Source organism: Williamsia sp. Y721 (assembly GCF_059683565.1).
Window position 1 is genome coordinate 87,883 of the sequence record NZ_JCASNH010000001.1, and the last position, 12,175, is coordinate 100,057.

The 12,175-nt window shown below is 64.4% G+C and carries 12 protein-coding genes; 5 read left to right on the top strand and 7 right to left on the bottom strand.

Translation table 11 applies throughout. The annotated features are described in order from the left end of the window. Positions 1-4 precede the first annotated feature (4 nt). Entirely contained in the window at positions 5-1,267 is a 1,263-nt protein-coding gene (locus AC56PL_RS00365) for an aspartate aminotransferase family protein (protein ID WP_497152704.1), read from the bottom strand. Between the two features lie 87 nt (positions 1,268-1,354). Between AC56PL_RS00365 and AC56PL_RS00370 the strand changes: the two genes are divergently transcribed. From AC56PL_RS00370 to AC56PL_RS00390, 5 genes are all read left to right on the top strand, one after another. Continuing rightward, entirely contained in the window at positions 1,355-2,371 is a 1,017-nt protein-coding gene (locus AC56PL_RS00370) for a D-2-hydroxyacid dehydrogenase (RefSeq protein ID WP_497152705.1), read from the top strand. A gap of 122 nt (positions 2,372-2,493) precedes the next feature. Continuing rightward, positions 2,494-2,970, top strand: a complete 477-nt coding sequence (locus tag AC56PL_RS00375) for a hypothetical protein (protein ID WP_495514464.1) — start codon at positions 2,494-2,496, stop codon at positions 2,968-2,970. Positions 2,971-3,064: 94 nt separating this feature from the next. Beyond that, complete coding sequence (locus tag AC56PL_RS00380; RefSeq protein ID WP_497152706.1) at positions 3,065-3,988, top strand: TtfA family protein; 924 nt, start codon at positions 3,065-3,067, stop codon at positions 3,986-3,988. After that, on the top strand, positions 3,981-4,547 hold the full coding sequence (gene pyrE, locus AC56PL_RS00385; RefSeq protein ID WP_495514466.1) for an orotate phosphoribosyltransferase: 567 nt from the start codon (positions 3,981-3,983) through the stop codon (positions 4,545-4,547). Before AC56PL_RS00380 ends, pyrE begins: the two co-directional genes overlap by 8 nt. Continuing rightward, a complete protein-coding gene (locus AC56PL_RS00390) occupies positions 4,548-5,207 on the top strand; it encodes a TrmH family RNA methyltransferase (RefSeq protein ID WP_497152707.1) in 660 nt (219 codons plus the stop codon). Between the two features lie 88 nt (positions 5,208-5,295). On the opposite strand, the gene AC56PL_RS00395 is transcribed toward AC56PL_RS00390, so the two are convergent. The 6 genes from AC56PL_RS00395 to AC56PL_RS00420 all read right to left on the bottom strand — a co-directional run bounded on the left by AC56PL_RS00395 (position 5,296) and on the right by AC56PL_RS00420 (position 12,072). Next, on the bottom strand, positions 5,296-6,111 hold the full coding sequence (locus AC56PL_RS00395) for a tyrosine-protein phosphatase (protein ID WP_497152708.1): 816 nt from the start codon (positions 6,109-6,111) through the stop codon (positions 5,296-5,298). Between the two features lies 1 nt (position 6,112). After that, entirely contained in the window at positions 6,113-7,132 is a 1,020-nt protein-coding gene (locus AC56PL_RS00400) for a helix-turn-helix domain-containing protein (protein ID WP_495514469.1), read from the bottom strand. Continuing rightward, entirely contained in the window at positions 7,129-7,830 is a 702-nt protein-coding gene (locus AC56PL_RS00405; RefSeq protein WP_497152709.1) for a hypothetical protein, read from the bottom strand. The genes AC56PL_RS00400 and AC56PL_RS00405 overlap by 4 nt, the downstream gene beginning before the upstream one ends. A 106-nt stretch (positions 7,831-7,936) precedes the next feature. Beyond that, the gene (gene gad, locus AC56PL_RS00410; protein WP_497152710.1) at positions 7,937-9,346 is read right to left on the bottom strand and encodes a glutamate decarboxylase; all 1,410 of its coding nucleotides are present in this window, start codon (positions 9,344-9,346) and stop codon (positions 7,937-7,939) included. A gap of 70 nt (positions 9,347-9,416) precedes the next feature. Then, a complete protein-coding gene (locus AC56PL_RS00415) occupies positions 9,417-11,378 on the bottom strand; it encodes a YhgE/Pip family protein (protein WP_497152711.1) in 1,962 nt (653 codons plus the stop codon). Between the two features lies 1 nt (position 11,379). Beyond that, entirely contained in the window at positions 11,380-12,072 is a 693-nt protein-coding gene (locus AC56PL_RS00420) for an ATP-binding cassette domain-containing protein (RefSeq protein WP_497152712.1), read from the bottom strand. Between the last annotated feature and the right edge of the window lie 103 nt (positions 12,073-12,175).

Genomic DNA, 12,175 nt, shown 5'->3' on the forward strand with positions numbered 1-12,175 from the left:
CCCACTATCCAAGGGTCGCGGTCAGAGCGGCTTCGAACCTGTTCAAACCGGTGGCGATCTCGTCTTCGGTGACCACCAGCGCGGGGATGAGGCGGACCACGTTGCCCATCGGGCCGCAGGTCAGGGTGAGCAACCGCTCGGGTATGCAGGCCTGTTGCACGGCTGCGGCGGCTGCGGCGTTCGGTGCACCGGACGCGTCGACGAACTCGACGCCGGCCATCAGCCCGAGCCCGCGGACGTTTCCGATCTCGCCGAACTTCGGGGCGAGCTCGCTCAACCCCTGCAGCATCTGGTCGCCACGTAGCCGGGCGTTGTCGACCAGGTTTTCTTCGGCGATGACCTCGAGAGTGGCCACCCCGGCGGCCGCGGCCACCGCGTTGCCGCCATAGGTTCCGCCCTGCGATCCGGGCCAGGCCTTGGCCATCAGCGCCTCGGGGGCCGCGATGGCCGAGATCGGGAATCCGGACGCGAGGCCCTTGGCGGTGATCAGGATGTCGGGGGTCAGGCCGTCGGTGTGCTGGTGGCCCCAGAACTTTCCGGTCCGTCCCACTCCTGCCTGCACCTCGTCGAGGATGAAGACGATGCCGTACTTGTCTGCGCGTTCGCGCAACCCGGTGAGGAATGCCTGCGGGGTGGGCAGGTAGCCGCCATCGCCGAGTACGGGCTCGATCAGGAACGCGGCGGTGTCGTTCGGTGCGACGCGGGAGGCGAAGAGGTAGTCGAGTTCGCGGAGTGCGAAATCTACGGCGGTCTGCTCGTCCCAGCCGTAGCGATACGCGTACGGGAACGGGGCCATGTGGACACCGCCCATCAGCGGTGAGAAGCCGGCGGAGAATCGGGTGCCGGCGGTGGTCAGCGTCGCCGCGGCGACGGTGCGTCCGTGAAAACCGCCCTGGAACACCACGATGTTGGGGCGCCCGGTGGCCATGCGCGCCAGTCGTACAGCGGCTTCGACGGCCTCGGAACCGGAGTTCGCGTAGAACACCGAATCCAGGCCGACCGGAAGATGTTCACCGAGCTTTTCGGTGAGTTCGAGCAGCGGTTTGTGCATCACGGTGGTGTACTGCGCGTGGATGATCTTGCCGCACTGTTCCTGCGCTGCAGCAACCACTTTCGGATGGCAGTGGCCCGTACTCGTGACACCGATACCGGTGGTGAAGTCGAGATAGTCGACGCCGTCGGTGCCGTGAATCCACGACCCGTGCGCATGGTCGACGACGACTGGTGTCGCTTGTTTCAGAGCGGGGCTCAACTTGGTGGGGCTCATTCGTACACCGTGACGCCAGATTGCAGGATTGTCAACAATTAGACAGTTGCGGTCGAAGATGCTGGGTCACTGCCTTAACGTGGCCACATGGGACTTGGTCAGAACACAACCCGGCAGAACACAACAGGCCGGCCGGTAGTTGCGCTCTTGAGCCGCGAGGGACTGGAAGAACCCGCGAATCTGGCGCAGATCCGCGAGGCCGCCGAAGTGCGTATGTGCACCACCACGAGCCTCGGGGCCGCACTGGCGGATGGACAGGGCGCCGATGTCCTGCTGCTCTGGGATTTCTTCTCCGCGGCGCTTCGGGAGAACTGGGCGCATGCGAAGGCCTTGCGATGGGTGCACGTGTGCGCCGCCGGCGTCGACGCGATGCTGTTCGACGAATTGCGGTCGTCGCAGGTCACGGTCACCAATGCCCATGGCGTCTTCGACGGGCCGATCGCCGAGTTCGTCCTGGGGTCGATCATCGCCCAGGACAAGCAGTTCCACCGGTCAAAGCGGCTGCAGCACGAGAAGCGGTGGGAACGTCGCGACACCATCCGAACCGCAGGTCGCAGTGCCCTGGTGATCGGGACCGGCGGGATCGGCCGGGCGGTGGCCCGGTTGCTGCGGGCCGCCGGGCTGCAGGTGACCGGAGCCGGTCGTACCCGACGCGTCGACGATCCGGACTTCGGGACGGTCCTGGCCACCGATGACCTCGCCGGGTACATCGGACGGTTCGACAACGTCATCACCATCGCCCCGTTGACGGAGAAGACCACGGGGCTGATCGACGCAGAAGTGCTGGCGGCGATGAAGCCGACCGCGCACCTCATCAACGTCGGACGGGGTCAGCTCGTCGACGAACGTGCGCTCATCGATGCGCTGCGGTCCGGGAGTCTCGCGGCGGCGTCGCTCGACGTGTTCGAGGTGGAACCCCTACCGGAGGCGAACCCACTCTGGGAGATGGAGAACGTGAACGTCTCGGCCCACATGAGCGGGGACGTCGTGGGCTGGCGCGACGAGCTGGCCGACCTGTTCCTCGACAATCTGCGCAGGTATGCGGCGGGGCAGTCACCGACCAACGAGGTAGACAAGACGGCCGGGTATGTACGGGCCGGCTGAGGAGCCGGGGCCTCGCCGGGTCGACCGGAAGCGGCCGGGTACGCGCAGGCCGGCTGACATGTTTCGCCCACGTTGTGCCTATTCACAGATGGATCTCAGGCTGGGCTTCTATGTTCGGTCACGTGCCTGAAATCCGACCGCGCTCGACGATTGTCGTGACGTTGTTGTGTGTTGCCGGGCTGGCTGTTGCCGGCGTGGCGCTGGCCTATTGCGTCCATCTGGGAGCGCAACGCGACGACTCCGGGCAATCCTCGGCGGAGTTCACCTACATTCCGCCGAGCCAGGCCGGATTGAACTCGACCGATGACAGCGCCGAGTCCGACGTGCTGCCCGAGGAACTCAAGACCGAGCGGTCGAAGATCATGCTCTGCACGATCGACAGCATCAGCGACGAGTTCCTGTCGGTCCACACCCCGGACGGACGCAAGCACCAACTGACCCTGAGCCCGGACACCCACGTCGAATCCGCGAAGGGCAGCGAGGTGACCGACCTCGCGAAGGGCGACCTGGTGGTGGTCAGGGTGGTCAAGAGTGACGACACCACCACCGTCGACCTCATCGTCGACGGACGGGTGTCGGCGTCGGTACCCGACAACTGACGACAATGCGGCGCACTGCCGACCGCTGGACGCCCACAACAATTGGTGATCCGTTCGCAGGTCAATCGCGGGTGCCACGGTAAGCTGAGCCGTGATGACTGTCGTCTACTTCCTGATCGCCGCAGTGGCGCTGGCCGGTGCCGTTGCACTGCTGTGGCTTGATCGTAAGCGCGTCACCGGCGTACGTCAGGAACGTGCGATCTGGGGCGACCAACACGGGTTCACATACCGCGCAACCGATCCCGACCTCAAACACGAGTTCGTCCGGGCCGGGATGAACGTCGCCGATCACCTCGAGGTCGAGGATGTCGCCGAGGGGACCTACTACGGCGAAAAGACTCTGGTCTTCGATCTCGCCGAGACGGCCACCATCGTTGCGATCCGGCGTACGACCGCGTCCAGCGTGATCATCGATCTGCGGCACGAGAAGACCCTGGCGCCGGGCGAACCAGACGTCGAACTGCTCGGTGCGATGGGCAAGCGGGTGATGTTCTCGAGCAATCTCGAGGTGGCTCGGCGGGTCTGCGACCGTCGCATGGTGACACTGGCAACCAACGCGCCCGACTACATCGAGATCCTGTGGAACGAAGGCGCCTGGTCGTTGGGTTCGATGCCGATCACCAACGATCCCGAGCGTCTCGACACCGCCCTGGAGACAGTGCGCCGGTTCACCGACCTGCTGCGGGTCCTGCCTCCGATCGTTGATCCGCAGGGTGCACCTGACCCGCGTGATCCGTCCAGTCCGACCGGGCGATCGCGCCGCGGTCTCGCCGAACCGCGCACCGAGAGCATTCGTCGCGAAGACCTCCCGCCGCGGGCATCGGGCCGTCCGTCCGGACCCGACGACCGATCCCAGGCCCGCGACGCCGAGCCGATCCGCCGGCCGTCGGTGCCCCCGCGCAGCAGCGATCCCGCCGGTCGCAGTCCGCTCCCGCCGATCCGCCAATCGGGCCCGATCCCTCGCCAGCCGGGTTCGCCCGGTACCACCCCCCGCAGACCTGGAGGACCCGTTGACTGACCCTGTAGCCCCTGAGATCGTTCCCGCCGGTGGACTCCTCCGGTTGGCCGAACTGGTCAAAGAGTTGGCAGTGGTCCACGGCAAGGTGACGTTGTCGTCGGGTGCCGAAGCCGACTACTACGTCGATCTGCGTCGCGCGACGTTGCACCATGAGGCCTCCGCGCTCATCGGCGCGCTCCTGCGTGAGCTGACCTCCGACTGGGACTACGTCGCGGCCGGCGGTCTGACCCTGGGCGCGGATCCGGTGGCCACCGCGATCATGCATGCCCCCGGTCGTCCGATCAATTCATTTGTGGTCCGCAAGGCGGCCAAAGCCCATGGCATGCAACGGCAGATCGAAGGCCCCGACATCGTCGGGCAGCGGGTGCTGGTTGTCGAGGACACCACCACCACCGGTAACTCGCCGCTGGCCGCCGTGCGCGCGCTGCGTGATGCCGGAGCGATCGTGGTGGGTGTGGCCACCGTTGTCGACCGCAACACCGGCGCCGACGCGGTCATCGCGGCCGAAGGCGTCGAATACCGGTCGCTGCTCGGTCTGAGCGACATCGGCCTGGCCTGAGTGGAACAGGAAGCCGGCCCGACAGAGTGGGGTGAACCGGCCGTCGGCGTAGGTCCCTGGACCGACGAATACGGCACCGAGCCACCCACCGATCCGCGCTACGATCCGGAACTGCTCGCCACCGGTGATCGCCGCAATGTGGTTGACGCGTACCGCTACTGGACGCGGGAAGCGATCGTCGCCGACCTCGACACGCGGCGCCATCCGTTTCACGTGGCCATCGAGAACTTCGGCCACGACGGCAACATCGGCACCGTGGTCCGCACCGCCAACGCCTTCATGGCGCAAGCCGTCCACATCGTCGGGCGCCGCCGGTGGAACCGGCGGGGCGCGATGGTGACCGACCGCTATCAGCATGTGTTTCACCATGAATCGGTCCACGACCTGATGGTCTGGGCTCGGGAGAACCAGCTCTCTGTGGTCGCGGTGGACAACACCCCGGGCTCGGTCCCGGTGGAGACCGCGGATCTTCCGCGCGAATGCGTGCTGCTGTTCGGCCAGGAAGGTCCCGGTGTGAGCCCCGACGCGCAGGAGCAGGCCGACCTGACCGTGTCGATTGCGCAGTTCGGATCGACCCGATCCATCAATGCCGGTGTCGCGGCCGGCATTGCCATGCATGCGTGGATCAGCAGGCACGCCGATCTGGATCAGGCCTGGTGAACCCGCCACCGGGAGCTGACCCTGAAAAATGGCGAATACCGTGGTGCCGAGGGTAAATAGCCCTCGGCGCCGTGTTATTTGACAGTTTTCAGGGTGATTCGATGAGGTTGGCCCGGAGTGAATTCAGGTTCGATCCGTCGAGACCCAACCCCTTTGTGAAGTAGCCCTCGATATCGCCGAACTCGCCGCGCATCTGCTCGAATGCGGTATCTAGATAGACCTTTTCGACTCCGAGGACCGGCTGCAGTACAGACGGGTCGCCGCCTGCGGCCTCGAACCCGGCAAATATCGGATGGAGCGCAGGCAGCAGCTGGTCATTGGTGAGCAGGTAGTCGCGGTAGACGTCGGCCTCATCGACGCCGAGTAGCGAGAGCAACGCCGCCGCAGCCCAGCCGGTCCGGTCCTTGCCCGTCGTGCAATGGAACAGTGAAGGTCCTGGCTGCGCCCCCGCCAGGCCGGTGAAAAGGGTCTTATAGGCTGCCAAAGCACTTGGTAGCGTGATGATCTGACGATATGTCCCGGTCATCATGTCGGTCCCTCGACCACCGCCGAGCGCCGAGCTGAGCTGGGCGACAGAGTCGGGATCGGTAAAGACCTTGCCGAGGTTCGCGGGTAGGGCCGTCGCCGAATCGGCGAGGACGTCCAGTGGCAGGTCGTTGACGCCGTCCAGCCCGGGGTCGGGTGCGGCGCTTCGCTCTGCCGCGGTCCGCAGGTCGTAGACGGTCTTGATCCCGAGTCGATCGAAAGTTTCCCGGCCGCTCTCGCCGAGCCGGTACAACTCGGTGGAGCGGTAGACGGTTGATCCGCGGACCCGGCCACCGTCACCGGTCTCCCAGCCCCCGAGATCACGCAGATTGGGCACACCTGCCACGGCGTAGGGATGTCCTGCTGTCACATTGTCCATTTCACAACTCCTTCATGCGTAGCTCGTTCGGACTGAGACCGAAACGCGAGCGGAATTGGTTACGCATGGTTGCCACCGACGGGAATCCGGAGGCCGCCGCGACCTCGCCGATCGACAACAAACGGTTGCTCAACAGCATCTCTCGAGCGGTTTGAGCTCTGCGCTCGGCGATGATGGCGGCCAGCGAGTCGTCGGAGTCCTCGAAATGACGATAGAGCTGACGACGACTGATGTGCAATGCCCTGGCTATCGAGTCAGGCGTGAAATCGGCGTCACAGTGGTTGCGTTCAACCAGATCGATCGCGGCCTGGCGGACAAAGAGTGTGTTGTCGTTGAGCTGATAGCTGTCGTAATTGAGTTGTGCCAGTGCGGCACGGACCAGTTCGATCGCTGCGTGCTCGGTCTCGGCGTCGGGTTCGGTTGCCACACCGGCGGCGGTGTCGTAGGCGAACTGGCGGATGAAGGCTGCGGTCGCCCGGGAGAGCAACGTATGAGATGCGACCGGCCTGCGGGCGAACTCGGCGGTCTGGCGCTGCACTCCGAGCAGGTCGAGTGGTATCACCAGTCCTGCGGGGTCAGCGATGGAATCCGTGCGTTCGACGTACGGTGCGGCATTGCTGATGATCACCAATTGACCTGGCCGGTAAGCGTAATCGCGGGTGCCCTGCTTGACGGAAGCGTTGCCGCGCAGCGTGTGAACCCCGACGACAAGATCCTCCGACGGTTGCTCGCGGATGAGGGCTTCGGTGCGTTCGACCCGGAAAGGGGTGTGCAGCGAGCAGAAGGTACCCATCGTGGACAGTTGCCGGACATACATCACCGAATCGAAGTCGTCGGGGTCGTCGATGTTCAACCGAACGTGCTGTCCGTAGTACGGGATACCTTCGCGACCTTTGAGCCGGATCTCATTCGGTCTGGCCGCGACTCCGGGGTCGATTCCGATCCGTCGCTCCCAATCGGTGATCATCTGGGTCGGTAAGCCGCGGTGGACAACGGGTTCGCCCGCAGAGGTCTGCGTCATCGCATACTCCTGGATTGATCTGTCCCGAACGCAGCTGCCGAAAGTCGGTTCCGGCGCGGAAGCACCAGCGCCGACGCGATCAGGAAGCACAGCGCACCGATGAAGGTGCCCCAGTTCGCGATTGTGGTGTCCACGGTGACCCCGGACGTGGTGATGTATGCGCCGACCGCGGAGACCCCGAAGGCGATGCATCCCAGCAGGTTCACCTGTGTGGACCACCAGTCGCTGCTGCTCGGCTTCCAGAACGTGTCGGTGTGGGTGAAGGCCACGACGAGCAGAAAGCCACTGACGAGGAAGAAGACGGAACCGCCGGCGTCGGGACTCCAGACCAGATCCCGCTGGGACGGTATCGAGTGCGCGTCCAGTGCCGCGGTGGTGCTCACGTTGAACATCAGGGTGCCGACGAATTGAGTGGAGGCGGCGAGCCATTCGGCCCGGACCATTGTTCCCGAACCATAGGAGACCGGCGTGGTGACTGCACCACTGCGCAGCAACTGCACCAGTGCGGCGGCGGTGAAGAACCAGGCGCCAACGAAGTAGCAGATGTTGGATGCAGATGCCCCGGCCCAGGAACCGAAACCGGGGGCAGACCCCAACGCGAACAGGAACGAGCCGATCATGAAGCCCCAGCACTGCTTTTGCAGTGTCGGGGTGAACACGACCCGATGCCAGGTGGGTGTCACAACACCAGTACTCATGACGCCAGGGCGTCCTTTCCGCGAGGGGGTTCCGGGTAATTCGGTGGTCAGCGAAGTCGGCCGGGAACCGTTGTCATCCAACAATTCCCGGCCGACATGCGGTAAATCAGTGGCTGAAGTGTGAGCCTTCGCCCACCCGCGGCATCGGTGCGGTGAGGCTGTCGAGGAAGGCCACCTCACCCTCGAGGTCACGGAGGAGGGCGTTGGCCAGGTCGTAGCTCAGTCCGGCACGGACAACAATGCGTTGCACGGTCATGTCCGCCATGTCGTCGGCCATCGGATATGCCGGAACCAGCCACCCCTTCATGCGGAGTCGGTCCGAGAGATCGTAGAGATTCCAGTTCTTGGAGTGATCGTCCTTCAGGCGCCAGGCGAAGACCGGGATCGTGTCACCCTTGCTGACGAGTTCGAACGGACCGATCTTTTCGATCATCGCGGAAAGATGTTGTGCCACATCGAGGGATCCCTGCTGCACCTGGCGGAAGCCTTCGCGGCCCAGACGCAGGAACATGTAGTACTGGAGCAGGACCTGAGCGCCGGGGCGCGAAAAGTTCAGCGCCAGTGTCGGCATGTTGCCGCCGAGGTAGGAGCAGTGGAAGATCATGCTCTCCGGAAGCGCCGCGGCGTCCCGCCACACGATCCAGCCCACGCCCGGGTACACCAGGCCGAACTTGTGGCCGGAGGTGTTGATCGAGACAACGCGGTCGACACGGAAATCCCACTCCAGGTCAGGCTGGCAGAACGGGGCGATCATCGCACCTGATGCGCCGTCGACGTGGATCTTCACATCCAGGCCGGTATCGGCCTGGATCGCGTCGAGCGCCTTGGCGATCTGAGCCACCGGCTCGTACAAGCCGGTGTAGGTCTGGCCCATGATCGCGACCACGCCGATGGTGTTCTCGTCGACGTACTTGTCCAGTTCGTAACCGTCGAGCACCATGTGGTCGGGGCTCACGGGAACCCAGCGGGGCTCGACCTCGAAGTAGTTACAGAACTTCTCCCAACAGACCTGAACAGCGGTCGACAGAACGATGTTCGGGGATTCGGTGGACTCACCCGCGGCCTTGCGGCGGTGCTGCCAGTGCCGCTTGAGTGCGAGACCGCCGAGCATGCAGGCCTCGGAGGAACCGATGGTGGACGTGCCGATGGAGCTGTCGACGTCGGGCACATGCCAGAGATCGCCCAGAATCTTCCAGCAGCGTTCTTCGATGGCCGCCGTCTGCGGGTACTCGTCTTTGTCGATCATGTTCTTGTCGACAGTTTCCGCGTACAGCTTCTTGGCCTCGTCGTCCATCCACGTACTGACGAACGTGGCCAGATTCAGCCTGGCGTTACCGTCGAGCATGGCCTCGTCATGCACGATCTGGTACGCGGTCTCCGGAAGGCTTTGCCCCTCGGGAATTTTGAACTTCGGAAGCTCTGTCGCCTCACCGGGTCGCACGAAAACCGTGTTGAGTGTCAACGAGTCACCGATATTGGTGGTTTGGCGTGCATTGGTGTGCTGTTGGGGTGCCATTGATTCTCCTGATCTGATCCGGGCTCGGGCTCGCAATGTGTTTCGTGAGTTGTTCAGCGCTGACCGCGCTCTAGACCTCGACCGGTGGGTAGAGGCGATCCATGGTGTATTGCCGGTTCCGTCTTGCAGCCAGCGACGACAGGGCCAGGCAGGTCACGGTGATACCTGCGAGTACGGCTATGGCCACCCACAAGCGGTAGTCGACGCCGCCGACCGTCAGCTGTCGCAATCCGTTGACGGTGTAGGTCATCGGGTCGAAATGGTGGATGTACTGGAAGGGTTTGGCGGTGGTGGGTACCGGATAGATGCCGCCGGCCGAGACCAGCTGCAGCATCAGGAAGGCCAGGGTGGCAACACGTCCCACCGCGGTTCCCAATACGGCGTTGAACATCTGGATGATCGCCAGGAATGTCGCGACGACCAGCAAGAGGAACCCGAAGGTGGCGACCGGGTACTTGGCGTCGAGTCCGACACCAAAGGTGACCACCGTGTACAGCACGGCAGCCTGGGCGAAGCCGACGGCGAACGCGGGGGCGTACGAGGCCAGGACGACGCGGAGTGACGACAAGCCCTGGGCGATCGGACGGGACTGCAACGGTGTCAGCAGCATCCAGGTGATGATGCCGCCGACGAACAGGGCCAGCGACATGAAAAACGGTGCGAAACCGGTTCCGAAGGTGGGCGCCTCGTTGGTGTACTGCTCTTTGAGCGCCACCGGGTTCGACAGCGTTGCGGCGATGTCCTTCTTCTGCTGATCGGTCCACGACGGCAGTGCCTTCACGCCTTCATCGAGACCCGACGCCAGCTCCGCTGCACCCGCCGACAACGCGGCGGTGCCCGCTGCGAGTTGATTGGCGCCATCGCTGAGTTGGACCAGACCGCTACTCAATTGATCTGCACCGGAACTGAGTTCGCCCGCAGCAGCACGAACGGCGAGGAGGTCACTCTGGGCGCCGCCGTTCTCGATGAGCGTCATCCCGAGCCGGACCGGGCTCGACGGATTGCCGAGTTCGGCCGACAGGATCTGCGCGTCGTTGCGGACCTGCGTCAATGTGCTGTCAGTCCCTGTCCCTGCACCTTCGGCGACCAGGAGTCCCTGTGCCTGGACCAGCGTCGCGGCCAGACGCTGCATCACCGGATCTGGGCTCGACTGCATCTGCGACACAACGGAGTCCAGCACCCGGCCGGCCTGCGACTGGTTGTTCGTCGTGCCTGCCAGCTGGTCGGCGATCGCCGCCGAATTGGTGCTCAGGCGATCGGCGGTGGCGCTGACCTCGCCGGCACTGAGGCCGGTACCGGTGTTTGCCAGTGCTGCGATCAACGGGTCCGTCGCGCTGGTCAGCGCACCGGTAACTTCGTCGATCGCCGTGGCCAGCTGCGCACCACCGTCTTTGGCGGTCACCAGGTTCGTGGCCAGTTCCTGGGCCCCGGTGTTGGCGGTGACCAATCCGGAACTGAGTTCGTCCGCGCCGTCGGCGGCCTGCCTGACCTTGTCCTCGAGCGGACCGGCCTCGTTGAGGACGATGCTGAACGTCTGTGCGCCCACTTGTGCGCTGACCTGGTTGACCACCTGCTGTGCGGCGTCCTGGCCGATGACCGTGGCCAGGTAGTTGTTGGCATCGTTGTAGGTGAAGATCAGTTCGGCCGACGTGGGATCGGTGCCGGTCGGTGAGGCGATAGATTCGCTGAAGTCCTCGGGCAGCGTGATCGAGAAATAGTACTTTCCGTGCGCGACGCCGTCCGCGGCCTCTTCTGCCGAGACCTCGTGCAGATCCAGCTGTTTGGAGTCGATCAGACCTTGGACCACCTGATCGCCTGCCTTCAGGGGCTCGCCCTGCACGGTTGCGCCCCGGTCGGCGTTGACCAGTGCGACCGGGATCTTGTCCGCTGCGGCAAAGGGATTCCAGAACGCCCACAGATACATGGCGCCATAGAGCAGGGGCATCAGGACGATGACTGCCAGCGCGAGCCGCGGCATCCGGCCGCGGTAATAGCGTTTGAAATCGCTTCCCGGTGAGAAGGCGGCAAACATGTCAGGTCCGATCTGCGGTGTCGAGGCCTACGAACTCGTCGTCGGTGAGGTTGTGGACCGCAATCACTTCGCGGACACCACGTTCGGGCGTCACGGCGTTGATGTCGGCGGTGATGATGGTCTGGCCGGTGCCCAGAACGATCAGACGGTCGAGGAGCTTGTCGGTGTTCTCGACCCGGGCGAGCTTGTCGACTCCGCCGACCACCAGCAACGGAGGCCTGCCGATGTTCGCAACGGCAATCCTGAACAGTGCAGCGGTCAGTTCGGGAAGCTCTTCGACATAGGCTTCCATCGGGGGGAGTGGGTACGGGCCGAACACCGGGGCGCAGATCCGCTCGAGGTCCTCGGTTCGTGATTGCCGGACCCACCGATACCACGGCGCGGTCCACCGGATCTGCTCTGTCACAACGTCACTGACCCGAATGGTCTGTTCGATACCATCGACCTCGTCGATGTTGGCGATCGCGGCCTGATCGAACAGGTGGCCGGCGGCGTCGGTGAGACCAAAGGCGGTCAGGTGTCCGGAGGTGGGCTTCATCCGCCCGGCGAGGGTGAGCAACAGGGCAGTCCGTCCCCGCCCGCCCGGCCCGGACAGGATCGTGACACCGCCTTCGGCGACACGAAAGCTGACGGGACCGTAGATGTGGCCCCACGAAGCGCGTACGCCGATGCTCTCGGCCACGATCAGTGTCACCAGGAACCGCCCTCTGGATAGAGCTGTGCCATCGCAATGCCTTTCATGGGAACTGGCGACTCCGCACCGGCGAATTCGCAGGCGCGGAGTCCATCGTCAATGC